Here is a 15,051-nt window from a genome sequence, read left to right on the forward strand (position 1 = left end):
GCTAGTCGCTGGAGTCTCCACCTTTCGCTTCTCTAAGCTCATAAAAAAGCAACAAGGTTACGAAAATAGACCTTATATTTAATGGAAAAATATTATAAATTTTTCAAAAATAAGATATATTGTTCCATTTTTTTGCATTTAATATGGTAAAATAGAATGAGACATTTTCCAATTTTATATATTTTTGACTCCTAATTTCGATAGATAAGCATCCAACAATAATATTAGATGGAGGAGCAAATCTTATGAAGAGACTCTCTCAGGAACAATTTGAACGGGCTGTTAACTTTATTTTCACAAATGCACGCCCTCTAGATCGTCGGGTATTGGAATATCACTTTTTCAATGGGGAAAAGAGTGCCGTGTTAAACGAATTGATGAAATATCAAAATAAAGATGGGGGCGTTGGTAAAGGGATCGAACCAGACATTCAATCGGTTGAATCAAGTCCAATTGCAACCTCCGTAGCCATGCAATACGCAAGGGAAGTTCAGGCAAGCTGGCAGCATCCATTCGTAAAGAAAGCAATGAAATATTTTACCGATACATATAATTACTACCATAACTGGCCCTTAAAAATGCCTCATATGAATAACTTTCCCCATGCAGACTGGTGGCATTTTAATGAGCATGAGTCTCAATTTGAAGTGAATCCCGGGGCTGAAATCGTTGGCTATTACCATACATATCCCCAAATCATCCCAGAGGACCTTCTTCCTACGTTTCACGATCATGTATTTCAACACCTAGAAAATCGAAGTACACCTATAGAATTTCATGAGGCATTATGCTATTTACGTTTAGCAGAGGAAATTCCAGACCCAGGAAAAACAATGATTGTTGATGTTTTAAGGGAGTGGGCCCGTGATATAGTCACTTTAGATCCTTCCAAATGGGGGGGTTATTGTGCAAAGCCATTGTGGTTAGCACCTACACCTAACTCCCCACTCTATAACGTGCTCGAAGATGTTATATCCTTGAATTTAGATTATGAGATCGAGCATCAACAGGAGGATGGATCATGGGTTCCATTTTGGGAATGGGGGCAATATCGGGATGTCTGGGAAAATAAAGCGAAAAAGGAATGGCAAGGTGCCCTTACTGTGAAAACATTATATACACTGAAAAATTACGAGCGCTTAGAAGTTACTTCTACATAATAAATAGAGGAGGACTAAAAAGGTTATGTTTTAAACTTTTTAGTCCTCCTCATCTTATTATTTCCTTGTTTCTAGCAGGCATTGCACCTCTTTATTTGGTACAAGCATTTGTACATGCTTATGGAGGTTTACAAATTCCCCTGGGAGATTCCCACCATATTCACCATCTAAGTTTAGCTGTAATTCATCCTTTGTATGAATTTTTATTCTGCTAGCCTGTACATAAATAATCCGTTCATCATGAATGTGCTCTCCTCGGAGAGCCGCACTCACTATCCTAACTACATCCGCTAAATTAGTCTTCTTTAGTATCACTAAGTCAAATAGACCATCGTTAATATGTGCATTGGGCGCTAGCTTCTCAAACCCGCCAACGGAGTTAGTATTGGAAACTAGAAATAGCATTATTTCTCCCTCAAACAGCTTCCCATCATACTCAATAGTAACTTCACTCGGACGAATTCGTGGTAACTTCTCAAATCCCTTTACATAATAAGCCATTTGCCCAATCATTGTCTTTAATTTACTTGGAACCTCATAGGTAAGCTCTGTTAACGTGCCAGCAGCTGCAATATTAATAAAATATTGCGACCCCACTTTTCCCACATCAATATATTTCATACGTCCATTACAAAGGACCTTACACGCTTCTTGAATATCTCTAGGTATATTTAAAGCACGGGCAAAATCATTCGTTGTTCCTGCAGGAATAATTCCAAGTGTGGGGCGATTATGTTGTTCTGCCATTCCATTAATGACTTCATTGATAGTACCGTCCCCACCCGCAGCTATAATTAAGTCAAACTCCCTTTCACAGGCCAATTTAGAAGCTTTTTTTGCGCAATCCTTCCCTGTAGTGGCATGGGTTGAAGCTTCATAGCCAACCTTCTCTAATTGCTCAAGAATATATGGAAGCTGCTTCTTGACCTGTTCCCTCCCTGAAGAAGGATTATATATTAATCTCGCCCGTTTTATCATTACCCTTTCCCCCAAGCTCTTTCTAGCTTCAGTTTACATGGACAGTATATCATTCCTGCCACGGAAAAAGAACGAAAATGTTATTATTATTTTGGAAAAGCTTGATACCCATAAGGGCCACAAGTACTTATTATTCCCTTTTTCCTTTTTATTAAAATTTGCTACTGTGAGCAAAATCATTTCATCTTAATTCCGTATCCTTTAAGATAAAGTTAAAAGGAGGTTCACAGAAATGTCGAAATTCTTTCACAGATTTTTCATATCTGTTTTATCCGTTGTCATTTTCAGTGCCCTTGCTGCCGGTTTTCAATATACATTTCAAAGCGCTGGAGAACTAAGCTTTGGACTTTTATTAGGAATATACTGCTTTTATACAGCACCTGTATTTATCTTAGGAGGAATTCCTGCATCCTACCTGGTGGACTCACTCCTGAAAAAGCATAAAGATAAATTAGCCACTACTGTACAAAATTACTTTCGCTCCTTTAGTTTGTATGGTATTGCTGGTATCATCATAATGATGATATACGCTGCCATTTCTTCCATTGCTAGTGGACAATTCTTCTTTTCCATTGAAGAATCCATAACGAATATTATTGTTGGAATAGCTGCAGCTGCTGTCTATTACCACATCACTCTTTTACTACAGATTAACTGGGAAAAACTAAAGAAGCAGAGGCAAAAAGAACAGGGAAACGAAGCCCTGTAAATCTTTCATATTCAGAACAATGACTACCGCCATTGTTCTTTTTTATTGGCTCTGTTAAACTTTGATGTTGATTTTCGCTTCAGATACTCGCTTTCCGCGGGCAACGCTTCAGCCTCCTCGTCCCTGCGGGGTCTTCAGCTGCTCCTGCGATTACTCGTCGCATGGAAGAGCGTTGTTGCTTTTCCCGCTGGAGTCTCGTATCTTCCGCTCAAATCAACAGTGTTATAATATCAACATTTACCTTTAACAGACTTTTTTATTTATAATATAGTTAATTTGTTCCAATACTCATAACCTCCATACTACAGGAAAAACTATATCAAACTGTAAATATTGGAGGTTTTCTCATGGCTTTATTTTCAAAGCAAAAGCAAGAGACTTACTGCTTAAGTGAATACGACCGACTTCGAAGAGTGGTATTATGTGAACCAAAACATATGACAATACGGTCAGAAATTAATGAAACTCAAAAGCATTTTAAAGACGAAGGTCTCCATATTGAATTAGCGATGGAGCAACATAAGAATTTTGTTAAAACGCTGGAAGATCATGGTGTGGAGGTTATCCTCCTCCCTACAAATGATAAATATCCCGAACAAGTTTTTACCCGTGATATTGGTTTTACTCTAGGTCAAACAACTTTCGTAGCTGAAATGGCACATGATGTCCGCATTGGAGAAGAGGGTATCCTTAAGGCGTGGTTGGAAGAGCAGGAAATATCCTACTACAATTTAGTCGGTGACATGATTGAAGGCGGAGATGTCCTTATTAATAAAAATAAAATTTATGTAGGTTTAAGTAACCGTACTAACCAACAGGCTATTGATCACTTACAAAGGCTTCTTCATGAATACGAAGTAATTACCATCCCATTTACAGAGAAATACCTACATCTAGACTGTGTGTTTAACATAATTTCTCCAAATGAAGCACTTTACTTCCCAGAAGCCTTTACGAAGAAAGAAATCAATATTTTGGCAAATCATTTTGATTTAATTGAAGTAAATGGTGAAGAGCAATTTACATTAGGAACAAATGTCTTATCGATCGGTGACAAAAAAATCTTCAGCCTGCCTGTAAATCGAGAAGTAAATCAACAGCTTCGTATCCGCGGTTATGAAGTTATTGAGGTAGATATAACCGAAATTATTAAATCTGGCGGGTCGTTTAGGTGTTGTACTATGCCTTTGTTGAGGGATAAAGGGTAGTGAGGTTTTGTATGAAGGCATTTATAAACGCTACTGTTATTGACGGTAATGGACAAACATTCGAAAAGGGAACGGTAATAATCGATAGAAATAAAGTTATCGCCGTTGGTAATGGGATTGATATGCCAACGGAGGCGGAGGTTATTGACTGTCAGGGGTTATTTATCACGCCTGGGTTAATTGATGTTCATACTCATCTTGGTGTCCATGAATCTGGTGTCGGCGTTGAAGGACGTGATTTTAATGAAACATCCGATCCCACGACACCACACATCCGGGCATTGGACGGGATAAATCCTATTGAAAAGGGATTCCACGATGCAAGGGCAAGCGGAATTACAACGGTACAGGTAATGCCTGGAAGTGCCAATGTAATTGGTGGACAAATGGTCGTTCTTAAAACCCACGGCCATATTGTAGATGATATGCTGCTCCGCTCCCCATCTGGGATGAAAGGGGCATATGGGGAAAATCCAAAACGTGTTTATGGTGAAAAAAAGGTCTCTCCTATTACTCGAATGGGGATTGCAGCGATTATGCGTCAAACGTTCATGAAAGCCCAAGATTATATGGCAAAAAAAGAGTCGGGGGAAGTAAAGGAACGTGACCTACGATTGGAGCAGCTGCTTCCCGTTTTAAAACGGGAGATCCCATTCCGAACCCATGCTCACCGTGCAGATGATATATTAACCTCTTTAAGACTCGCTAGAGAATTTGATATCGAGGTAACTATCGAACACTGTACGGAAGGTCACCATATAGCAGAAAGAATTGCAGAATCTGGAGTCCAAGTTTCCGTAGGGCCAACAATGTCCACCCGCTCCAAAGTAGAATTGGCCGATAAAGGATACCATACCCTTGTGGAACTAGAGAAATATGGAGTACCTTTCTCTATCACCACAGATCACCCTGTTATCGGAATTGAATACTTAACAACGGCAGCAGCAAATGCTGTTAAATTTGGTTTAAAGGAAGCCTCTGCTATAAAAGCATTGACGAGCCAAGCTGCCCGTCATATTGGTGTAGAAAACCGTGTAGGTAGCTTAGAAAAGGGGAAAGACGCAGATCTAGTTCTTTGGACAAGACACCCCTTCGATTCCTACACTCATGTAGTAGAGACAATTGTTAATGGGGAAACCGTATATACACAATGAGGGTGTCTCAATATTTAAAAGCCCACTACGAGTGGTTTTCGCGTACGGAGAGGAGAAAATCAATTTGATTAACAAAATGCAAGTTTATAACCTAACAGAAGAGGATGCATCCACAATTTCCACCTGGACATACCCAGAGCCTTATTTTACCTTATCTAGTTCATTTTCTTGTTGCCTACGGAGAAATTCCTCATTGTATCTTGCTATTTTGTCCTTTAAAAGTTTGGTATATAGTAATATAACAATAACGAAGGCAATTAACCCAAAGTTTGTAAAAGTTAGACCTTTGATTAGGTTGTTTAAGCCTATTACATAAAGAACAAAAGCGGAGATTTGTATTATTGTAAGTATGTAAGGAAAGAGTATTCTTTTCATTCTTCGCTGAATTGGAATGAGCTTTAATCCATTAATTATCTGAACAGGAATAATCCACAAAAAGGTTCCTGTTGCAAACAGAAGTACAGAATACCAGGAAAATATTAAGATTTGGCTATCAAAAAACATGGAAATCATTATAATGATACCAGATATGGTTGCAATAATTAGTCCTAATAAGTAAAGATAAATACCAACATTTCCCCAAAAGTCTTTCAAATTTCCACCACCTCTACAAAATTTAACTTGTCAGAAAGTTATCCACATGGGGACAAGTTGGGTTACTTTCCATTTAATATGTCGGTAAATTATCCACATGGGGATAAGTAAAACCTCTCTTCAAAACTTATCCTCAACTTTAAAAATTTCATACAAGTTAACTTGTTATTTACTTCAAATTTTCATTAGTTTTCCAACTAGGGTTCACATAAACCACTTACAATGATAGTATGGTAAATAAACCCAAACCATATACATATTACTCCATACCAACGCTCCCAAAATAAAAAAGACAGACATTCAAGATGTCCGCCTTTTTATTAAATCTTTCTTTTATCGTTTATCCAGCTCTTCCACAAGCATTTTATTAACAAGTTGAGGGTTTGCCTTTCCTTTGGAAGCCTTCATCACTTGTCCAACAAGGAACCCAACGGCCTTTTTCTTACCCTCTTTATAATCAGCAATGGACTGTTCATTTCCGTCCAATACTTCATTCACCATTTTGCGGATTTCTCCTTCATCAGAGATCTGAACGAGACCTTTAGCTTCAACAATCTTCTCAGGATCGCCGCCCTTTTCAATTAGCTCACCAAAAACAGTTTTGGCAATCTTGGAAGAAATAGTCCCCTTCTCAATAAGCTGAATCATTTTCACTAATGCTTCTGCAGTCATGGGTATATCTTCAATTTCTTTTTCGTTTGCATTTAAATAACGGCTTACTTCCCCCATTAACCAGTTGGAAACGGGCTTGGCTGGTCCACCAGCTTGTAAACAAGCTTCAAAGAAATCACTCATGGATTTTTCCTGGGTCAATACACCCGCATCATATTCTGGAAGATCAAGCTCTTCCACATAACGTGTCCTTCTTGCATCCGGAAGCTCAGGAATTTGCCCTCGCACCTTTTCCTTCCATGCCTCATCGATATAAAAGTCTACTAAGTCAGGATCAGGAAAATAGCGATAATCGTCAGAGCCCTCTTTTACACGCATTAACAATGTCTCATTGTTATTTTCATCCCACCGACGTGTTTCTTGGAGAATTTCTCCACCAGAATTCAATACCTCTGCCTGACGTACCTCTTCAAAAGCTAGCCCTTTTTGAACATAGGCAAAGGAATTCAAGTTCTTAAGCTCTGTTTTAGTTCCAAACTCCTTTTGTCCCACAGGCCTTAATGAGATATTAGCATCGCAACGGAGGGAGCCTTCCTCCATTTTACAATCAGATACCTCGATGTATTGCATGATAGCCTTCAATTTTTCCAAATAGGCATATGCTTCCTCAGGAGTACGTAAGTCAGGTTCGGAAACGATTTCCACTAACGGTGTCCCAACTCGGTTAAAGTCCACTAAGGAATGTCCTGCTCCATCCACATGAGTCAGTTTTCCAGCGTCCTCTTCTAAATGAATACGAGTAATACCTATTTTTTTCTTCTCTCCATTTACATCGATTTCAATCCATCCATGTTCTCCAACCGGTTTATCAAATTGAGAGATTTGATACGCTTTCGGATTATCTGGGTAAAAATAGTTTTTACGATCGAATTTAGTTACATCTGCCACTTCACAGTTCAACGCCATCGCTGCTCGCATGGCAAATTCTAATGCTTGTTTATTCAGAACTGGGAGAACCCCTGGGTGGCCAAGGCAAACAGGACATGTATGGGTATTTGGTGGTGCTCCAAATTCTGTTGAACAGCTACAGAAAATTTTTGATTTTGTTTTTAATTCCACGTGGACTTCTAGCCCAATGATTGTTTCATAACTCATGTCATTCCCCCCCTTACAGTTCCGGTTTCAATTCGTTAAAATTAGTTGCCTGTTCAAAGGCATGTGCTACACGGTAAACGGTTGATTCATCGAAAAATTTACCGATAATCTGCAGTCCAACTGGAAGACCCTCGGCCAGTCCACTTGGTACACTAATAGCTGGTACACCGGCAAGGTTCACTGGAATAGTTAAGATATCGGTAGCATACATGGTTAAAGGATCATTGATCTTCTCCCCAATTTTAAAAGCAGTTGTTGGTGCCGTTGGACCAATAATGACATCGTAATCCTTAAACACCTCTTCGAAATCACGTTTAATTAACGTTCTTACCTGCTGTGCTTTTTTATAGTACGCATCGTAGTAACCTGAGCTTAAGGCAAAGGTTCCTAGCATAATACGACGCTTTACTTCCTCCCCAAACCCTTGGCTTCGGGATTTCTTATATGTTTCAATAAGATTGCCTTCTTCCACACGAACACCATAGCGAATGCCATCAAAACGAGCTAAGTTTGCTGATGCCTCTGATGAAGCAATCAAATAATAGGCTGCTGTGGCGTATTTTGAATGTGGCAAAGATACTTCTTCCCAAGTAGCTCCTAAACTCTCTAACGTCTTTAACGATTGAAGAACCTGCTCTCTTACTTCATCACTAACACCTTCTGCCATGTACTCCTTAGGAACAGCAATTCTTAAGCCCTTAATATCTCCTGTTAAAGCTTCTGAAAACTTGTCCACTTCCACATTTGCACTTGTAGAATCCCGCTGATCATGACCAGCAATAGCTTCTAGGACATAAGCATTATCTTCAACGGTTCTTGTAATTGGTCCAATTTGATCTAACGACGAAGCAAAGGCAACTAGACCAAATCGGGAAACTCTTCCATAGGTAGGCTTCATTCCCACAACTCCACAAAAAGCTGCCGGTTCACGAATGGAACCACCAGTATCAGACCCTAAGGAAAATAAGACTTCTCCAGCTGCAACAGAGGCTGCGGAACCACCGCTAGATCCACCTGGAACTCGGTCTATATCCCATGGGTTTCTAGTAACCTTAAACCCTGAGTTTTCATTAGACGATCCCATTGCAAACTCATCCATATTTAATTTTCCAATCGTAACAGTGTTGGCTTCATTCAAACGTTCTACTACTGTAGCATTGTGAATCGGTTCAAAGTTTTCTAGAAGCTTACTAGCACAGGTTGTCCGAATTCCCTTCGTCACAATATTATCTTTGATCCCCACCGGCAGACCATATAAGGGACCTTCTAATCTACTGCTACTGCTTATTTTTTCATCTAAAGCTTTTGCCTTTTTACGGGCTGCTTCCTCAGTTAGGGACAGAAAAGCATCTACCTTACTTTCCACTTGATTAATTCTGCTGTATGACTCATTTACTAAATCTGTAACTGTCAATTCTTTTTTATGTAATAATTCATGAATATCTGCTATACGATGATCGAATAAACTCATTTTCATTTCCCCCCTGACTCTAAAACCGATGGAACCTTAAATTGTCCATCTGCATGGTCTGGTGCATTTTTCAGAACTTCTTCCCTATCCTTGGATGGTCTTACCTCATCTTCCCTAAGGACATTTTTCACATCCAATACATGGGACGTTGGTGGAACATCCGTCGTATCAAGTTCATTTAATTGTTCTGCATAATGAATGATATCGTCTAACTGTTTTGTAAACATCTCAATTTCTGAATCTGTAAATTCTAGCCTTGCTAAGTTTGCCACATGCTTTACTTGCTCTTCTGATATACGTTTCATATTTTCACCTCACTATCTGTCTCAGGCGTACTTTTGTACACTGCATTACAATAGTATGATGATACCAAAGAAAACTCATTCAAGCAATTGGGGAAATAGCAGGAACAACAAAAAACTACTTCTATGTTTGCTTATGATAGAAGTAGTTTTTCTTTTTTGCTTTGTATTATTTGTATATATGAATATATGGTTCACGGTCTGGATGCCGGACAATTAAACTCTCTGGTCCATTAATGGAATTAAAATAAACATAAATTGGGGCCTGAATTTGATCAAACATACTATTCAAGCGCCCGCTGACAAATTGAGTTAATGCGATAATTTCTGCCTTTCCGTGTGACTGCATATTAAACTCAATGGTCAATTCATCAAGGGAGTCGTTTTTATAACGCCCTTTCCCAACAATACCAATAGTCCGTCCAAAGAACTCTTCCACATCCGTCCTAAATTGGCTGAATGTGTTGGATAAGTTAGGATCTGTATTTCTTCCTTGATTTGATGGAAAGAAGACAAATTGTTCATTAATTGGTTCCCAATTTTGTATCGTCGTCTGCCCTTCTCCTAACTCAGCCATTGCAATAAAAGACCCCGGTACAATAGAACCACGTCGTTGTTCTTGGAACAATGCTATGGTAATTGGGGTATCACCAATACGTTCATCATTCCTTAAACGACTTACTACCTCTTGGGCCATGGCCCTTCCTTCCCTTTCCACCATCTCTAAATCCAAAGGCTCCTCATGAAAGTGATAACGGCCTTCCTCATCCTCTGTTCGGAAGTAATAGACAGAGCGTAAGGCAAGACCAATCACAACCCCACCTAAATTTACACCTTCTTCCTCACTTCCGTACCAATAGTTGTGCTCCATCACATTCGATAGGATCAGGGGGTTGCTTCTCATTCTTTCTTCATCTGTTTCCCCTTCTCCAAGTGGCGGATTTAAACCATACATATAACGGGTTTCCGATGAATCATATCTACGGAGCCAGCTGTTAATTGTGTCACCAGTGAGAAATTGCCCTTCTTGAAAATAATAATCACTTTGTGGGAAGTGTGCTGTAGCAATTTCCATTAGACCCAATTCAAATTGGTTTATGTCTATTCGATTGTTCATGGCATCAGCCACATTTCCCCTAGCCGGACTTCTATTATACCGTCCTTCATTTAATACATTTCGATAAAAATTTTCCGGAGTATCAATAGTTGGGGTAATAACATAATGCTGTTCCTCCGAATCTTCCGTTTCCTCAACAATGATAATATCTTCTTCTTCCCCTCGATCCAAGACGGGTATACAACCAGATAATAACAATAAAAAGGAACCGACGATAAGGCTGATTTTTAATTTCATTATTCCACACTCCTCACCTTTCCTAGCCGGCTACAGGGGTACGTTTATTTTTCTAACTCTTGTAAAAAGCGTTCCTCATCCCATATCTCTATATTTAAACCCTGAGCTTTTTTTAGCTTGGAACCCGCTTTTTCTCCAGCGATTAATAAATCCGTTTTTGAACTTACACTTCCTGTAACACTGCCTCCACGGGCTTCAATTTCCGCTTTCGCCTCACCCCGTGCCATCTTTTCCATCGTACCAGTAAGAACCACTGTTTTACCAGCAAAAAATGAATTATTTTCATCGTCAGATATTGGCTTAGGACCCTTATAAGTTGTATTTACCTCAAGATCCTTTAATTCCTTCATTAGCTCCCTTACCTCAGGCTGTTCAAAATAAGTAACAACGGCATCAGCCATTTTTTGCCCCACTTCGTTTATCTCTTCTAATTCCTCATGAGAGGCCGTCATCAAACGATCTACCGTTTCAAAATGCTGGGCTAATGTTTTTGCTGCTTTTGCTCCAACATGTCGTATCCCAAGGCCAAACAAGAGCCTTTCAAGGGAATTATCCTTACTATTATCAATTGCCTTTAGAAGATTATCAACTGACTTTTCTCCCATTCGCTCTAGCTTCAAAAGCTCTTCCCGTTCCAGTTTATAAAGATCTGCAACATCTTGAATAAGTTCATGCTGAAAAAGCTGAGTAATTACTCTCTCACCTAATCCATCTATATTCATGGCGTTTCTTGACACAAAATGAATCAGTCCTTCACGAATTTGCGCAGGACATTTCGGATTCACACAACGTAAGGCTACCTCTCCCTCGATTCGAACAAGCTCACTGCCGCATTCTGGGCATTCTGTTGGCATAACAAATTCACGCTCTTCTCCAGTGCGTTGCTCCACTAGAACATTTACCACTTCTGGGATGATATCCCCAGCTTTTTTAATAATCACTTTGTCCCCAAGCTTAATATCCTTTTCACGAATGAGGTCTTCGTTATGAAGGGATGCCCTTTGCACCGTTGTTCCTGCAACGGAAACAGGCTCTAGAATAGCCGTAGGTGTAATGACCCCTGTTCGCCCTACACTTAATTCGATATCCAATAGTGTAGTGGTCACTTCTTCCGCTGGAAACTTAAAAGCAGTTGCCCAGCGGGGGCTTTTTGCCGTAAATCCTAAAGCTTCTTGATCCTCTAAAGCATCGACCTTGATGACAATACCATCAATATCATAAGGAAGGTCTGTACGTCTTCCTAGCCACCCATTACAATACTCAATTACTTCTTCAATAGTCTTGCAATGTTTGTGTTCCTCGTTCGTTTTAAAACCGAGTTCCTTCACAAATCTTAGGGCTTCGTGATGGGAGGTAAGGGTACGATCCTGAATTTGTCCAACAGAATAAATGAAGATATCTAAGCTTCTTTTGGCGGCAATTTTAGGATCTAATTGCCTTAAGGAACCTGCCGCAGCATTTCTTGGATTGGCAAACAACACCTCTCCATTTTTCTCTTTTTCTTCATTTAAACGAATAAAGGAGCGTTTCGGCATAAATGCCTCTCCCCTTACCTCGATCGTTACAGGCTCCTTTAACCGTAGGGGAATCGACGGAATCGTTTTTAAATTATTCGTAATATCTTCTCCAGTTGTTCCGTCCCCACGAGTGGCCCCTTGAACAAATTGGCCTCCCACGTATTTTAAGGTTACAGCTAACCCGTCAATCTTCAGCTCACAGCTATAGGAAGGCTCATGCCCTAACCCTTGGCGGACTCTACGGTCAAAGTCCCGTAAGTCCTCTTCATTAAAGGCATTAGAAAGACTTAGCATTGGAACATCATGCTGGACTTTACTGAAATGTTCAAGGGGAGCTCCCCCAACCCTTTCACTAGGGGAGTCTGCCCGTTTCCATTCAGGATGTTTCTCTTCCAAATCCATTAACTCGTGCAAAAGTTGATCATATTCCGCATCAGAAACCTTCGGTTGATCTAATACATAGTAATGGTAAGCATAGTCATTTAATTTTTCTGTGAGCTGATCAATTTTATTCTTAATATCGGCCGCCATCATCTACCCACCTATTCCTTCGTTATCGGTGCAAATTTTGCAAACAAGCGTTTAACACCAACGTTAGGAAATGCGATGTCTAACTCCACATTTTCCCCTTCACCTTTCATACTAACTACTGTTCCTACACCCCATTTTTTGTGGGAAGCTCTATCACCAACTGCCCAATGAAAGGAATCTCCACCCGTCATGGTCGTTTTCGTACGCTGTTGCACCTGTCTTCTAGGAGGAGCCGTTGTCGCACCGAAACCACTAGGTTTTGTACTGAAGCCTTGGGAGGTGCTTCTTGAACCTGTTCGCATCCATGGTGGTGTTTGCGCCTCTTCGTTAACACAGTCTAATAAATCTTCTGGAATTTCCCCTAAGAATCTTGATGGGGGGTTCATATTCGTTCTTCCAAATAACGTTCTCATCTTCGCCCTTGTTAAATATAACTCTTGTTCAGCACGAGTAATACCAACGTAAGCTAGACGCCGTTCTTCTTCCATCTCCGCTTCTTCCATGAGGGAACGGTTATGTGGGAATACCCCTTCCTCTAAACCGATGAGGAATACGATAGGGAACTCTAATCCCTTTGCCGAATGGAGTGTCATAAGGAGCACTTGATCCTGCTGCTCTCCATCCTCGTCCACCTTATCAATATCAGCGATTAATGCTAAATCTGTTAAAAAAGCAACGAGAGACTTGTCCTCGTTATTCTTCTCAAATTCCTGAGTAACGGATAAAAATTCATTAATATTTTCTAATCGACCTTCCGCTTCTAAGCTTTTTTCATTTTTTAGCATTTCACGGTATCCCGTTTTCTCCAGCAACTCTTCGACTAGCTCCGTAACCGGCAGGTAGTCTTGCATTTGTACCCAATTATTAATCTGGCTTGCAAACTCTGCTAATGTTTTTTCAAAGCGGGCACTTAAGCCTATTTTCTTTACTTCCTGTAATGCTTGGAAAATAGAAATGTCCTGACCGTTCGCATAGGCTTCAATCTTCTCTAACGTTGTTGCTCCGATTCCACGGCGGGGAACATTAATAATTCTACGGAAGCTGATGTCATCATCAGGGTTGGAAACTAAACGTAAATAAGCTAATAAGTCCTTGATCTCTTTACGGTCATAGAATTTCGTTCCTCCAACAATAGTATATGGAAGATTCGATTTTACAAACATTTCCTCAATCACACGGGATTGCGCGTTTGTACGATAGAGGATGGAAATATCTGATGGCTTATAGCGCCCGGAGTCGGTGATTTCTTTTATTTTCCCAATAACATATCTAGCTTCATCATGCTCATTGTCCGCTTCATAATAAGTGAGCTTACTTCCTTCGTAATTTTCCGTCCATAGGTTCTTCGGCTTACGATTCATGTTGTTTTCAATCACGACGTTTGCTGCCTTTAAAATGTTTTTCGTAGAACGATAATTTTGCTCTAACATAATAACAGCAACTTCTGGATAATCCTTTTCAAAGGATAGGATATTTTGAATATCCGCTCCTCGCCAACGGTAAATAGACTGGTCAGAATCCCCTACAACACAAATATTTTGATGACGGTCAGCCATCATTTTTACTAATACATATTGTGCGCGGTTTGTGTCTTGATACTCATCTACCATGACATAGCGAAAACGACGTTGGTAATATTCCAACACCTCTGGAACTTCTTTAAAAAGTCGAATGGTTGTCATAATTAAATCATCGAAGTCTAATGCTTGATTTCTCTTTAATTCTTTTCTATAGGCCTCGTAGACCTTAAACACCGTTTGCTCATACGGGCCTGCAGCTGTTTTTTCATAGTCCTTTGGCGTTTTTAACTCGTTTTTTGCAGAGCTGATCGTCCCTAAAATAGCTCTAGGCTCGTATCGTTTCACATCAATATTTAACTCTTTCATAAGTCGTTTAATTACCGTTAGTTGGTCCCCAGCATCTAATATGGTGAAGTTTCTGCTGACCCCAATTCGATCAATATCTCTACGAAGTATACGAACACACATGGAGTGGAATGTTGAGATCCAAATATCATTTGCCGTATCTCCAACAATTCTTGCCACACGATCCTTCATTTCTCTAGCCGCTTTATTCGTAAAGGTAATGGCTAAAATGGACCAAGGGGGAACTCCCTTCTCCCCAATTAGGTAAGCAATACGATGCGTCAGCACTCGTGTCTTTCCACTTCCTGCTCCTGCCATTATTAATAACGGTCCATCACCATGCTTTACTGCCTGGCCTTGCTCAGGATTCAACCCTTGTAATAATTGCTCTTTCATACCTTCCATTTATACCACCCACAATCCGAACACAAGTTCTATTTT

The 15,051-nt window shown here is 40.0% G+C and carries 12 protein-coding genes; 4 read left to right on the forward strand and 8 right to left on the reverse strand.

The annotated features are described in order from the left end of the window. The first annotated feature begins 245 nt into the window (after window positions 1-245). Window positions 246-1,160 carry a hypothetical protein gene (locus J2S74_RS06895; RefSeq protein ID WP_307323446.1) on the forward strand — a complete coding sequence of 305 codons (915 nt, stop codon included), beginning with the start codon at window positions 246-248 and terminating at the stop codon, window positions 1,158-1,160. Between the two features lie 57 nt (window positions 1,161-1,217). Here the strand turns inward: J2S74_RS06895 and J2S74_RS06900 are convergent, their stop codons facing one another. Next, window positions 1,218-2,135: a diacylglycerol kinase gene (locus J2S74_RS06900; protein ID WP_307323735.1), complete on the reverse strand. Its 918-nt coding sequence runs from the start codon at window positions 2,133-2,135 to the stop codon at window positions 1,218-1,220. A gap of 235 nt (window positions 2,136-2,370) precedes the next feature. On the opposite strand from J2S74_RS06900, the gene J2S74_RS06905 reads away from it, so the two are divergent. The 3 genes from J2S74_RS06905 (at window position 2,371) to J2S74_RS06915 (ending at window position 5,209) form a co-directional block, all read left to right on the forward strand. Further along, window positions 2,371-2,847 carry a hypothetical protein gene (locus J2S74_RS06905; protein ID WP_307323449.1) on the forward strand — a complete coding sequence of 159 codons (477 nt, stop codon included), beginning with the start codon at window positions 2,371-2,373 and terminating at the stop codon, window positions 2,845-2,847. A gap of 347 nt (window positions 2,848-3,194) precedes the next feature. Continuing rightward, window positions 3,195-4,055, forward strand: a complete 861-nt coding sequence (locus tag J2S74_RS06910; RefSeq protein ID WP_307323452.1) for a dimethylarginine dimethylaminohydrolase family protein — start codon at window positions 3,195-3,197, stop codon at window positions 4,053-4,055. An 11-nt stretch (window positions 4,056-4,066) separates the two neighbouring features. Next, complete coding sequence (locus J2S74_RS06915) at window positions 4,067-5,209, forward strand: amidohydrolase (protein ID WP_307323455.1); 1,143 nt, start codon at window positions 4,067-4,069, stop codon at window positions 5,207-5,209. 141 nt (window positions 5,210-5,350) lie between these two features. Here J2S74_RS06915 and J2S74_RS06920 read toward each other — a convergent pair whose 3' ends face one another. The 7 genes from J2S74_RS06920 to pcrA all read right to left on the reverse strand — a co-directional run bounded on the left by J2S74_RS06920 (window position 5,351) and on the right by pcrA (window position 15,015). Next, window positions 5,351-5,803: a hypothetical protein gene (locus J2S74_RS06920; protein ID WP_307323458.1), complete on the reverse strand. Its 453-nt coding sequence runs from the start codon at window positions 5,801-5,803 to the stop codon at window positions 5,351-5,353. 333 nt (window positions 5,804-6,136) lie between these two features. Next, entirely contained in the window at window positions 6,137-7,570 is a 1,434-nt protein-coding gene (gene gatB, locus J2S74_RS06925) for an Asp-tRNA(Asn)/Glu-tRNA(Gln) amidotransferase subunit GatB (RefSeq protein WP_307323460.1), read from the reverse strand. Window positions 7,571-7,583: 13 nt separating this feature from the next. Further along, complete coding sequence (gatA, locus tag J2S74_RS06930) at window positions 7,584-9,041, reverse strand: Asp-tRNA(Asn)/Glu-tRNA(Gln) amidotransferase subunit GatA (RefSeq protein WP_307323463.1); 1,458 nt, start codon at window positions 9,039-9,041, stop codon at window positions 7,584-7,586. A gap of 2 nt (window positions 9,042-9,043) precedes the next feature. Beyond that, a complete protein-coding gene (gatC, locus tag J2S74_RS06935; RefSeq protein ID WP_307323466.1) occupies window positions 9,044-9,346 on the reverse strand; it encodes an Asp-tRNA(Asn)/Glu-tRNA(Gln) amidotransferase subunit GatC in 303 nt (100 codons plus the stop codon). Between the two features lie 166 nt (window positions 9,347-9,512). Beyond that, on the reverse strand, window positions 9,513-10,697 hold the full coding sequence (locus J2S74_RS06940) for a CamS family sex pheromone protein (RefSeq protein ID WP_307323469.1): 1,185 nt from the start codon (window positions 10,695-10,697) through the stop codon (window positions 9,513-9,515). Between the two features lie 44 nt (window positions 10,698-10,741). Next, on the reverse strand, window positions 10,742-12,748 hold the full coding sequence (gene ligA, locus J2S74_RS06945; protein ID WP_307323471.1) for an NAD-dependent DNA ligase LigA: 2,007 nt from the start codon (window positions 12,746-12,748) through the stop codon (window positions 10,742-10,744). An 8-nt stretch (window positions 12,749-12,756) separates the two neighbouring features. Beyond that, window positions 12,757-15,015 (reverse strand): DNA helicase PcrA, encoded by a 2,259-nt coding sequence (gene pcrA, locus J2S74_RS06950; RefSeq protein ID WP_307323474.1) that lies wholly within the window; start codon window positions 15,013-15,015, stop codon window positions 12,757-12,759. Window positions 15,016-15,051: the final 36 nt, after the last annotated feature.

The sequence above is a fragment of the Evansella vedderi genome, assembly GCF_030813435.1.
Taxonomy (GTDB): domain Bacteria; phylum Bacillota; class Bacilli; order Bacillales; family Salisediminibacteriaceae; genus Evansella; species Evansella vedderi.

Excerpts from the sequence above, each read along its gene's own strand:
- gatA (WP_307323463.1), bottom strand. The coding sequence starts at position 9,041 with ATGAGTTTATTCGATCATCGTATAGCAGATATTCATGAATTATTACAT.
- J2S74_RS06915 (WP_307323455.1), top strand. The coding sequence starts at position 4,067 with ATGAAGGCATTTATAAACGCTACTGTTATTGACGGTAATGGACAAACA.
- J2S74_RS06910 (WP_307323452.1), top strand. The coding sequence starts at position 3,195 with ATGGCTTTATTTTCAAAGCAAAAGCAAGAGACTTACTGCTTAAGTGAA.
- J2S74_RS06895 (WP_307323446.1), top strand. The coding sequence starts at position 246 with ATGAAGAGACTCTCTCAGGAACAATTTGAACGGGCTGTTAACTTTATT.
- gatB (WP_307323460.1), bottom strand. The coding sequence starts at position 7,570 with ATGAGTTATGAAACAATCATTGGGCTAGAAGTCCACGTGGAATTAAAA.
- ligA (WP_307323471.1), bottom strand. The coding sequence starts at position 12,748 with ATGATGGCGGCCGATATTAAGAATAAAATTGATCAGCTCACAGAAAAA.
- gatC (WP_307323466.1), bottom strand. The coding sequence starts at position 9,346 with ATGAAACGTATATCAGAAGAGCAAGTAAAGCATGTGGCAAACTTAGCA.
- J2S74_RS06905 (WP_307323449.1), top strand. The coding sequence starts at position 2,371 with ATGTCGAAATTCTTTCACAGATTTTTCATATCTGTTTTATCCGTTGTC.
- J2S74_RS06940 (WP_307323469.1), bottom strand. The coding sequence starts at position 10,697 with ATGAAATTAAAAATCAGCCTTATCGTCGGTTCCTTTTTATTGTTATTA.
- pcrA (WP_307323474.1), bottom strand. The coding sequence starts at position 15,015 with ATGGAAGGTATGAAAGAGCAATTATTACAAGGGTTGAATCCTGAGCAA.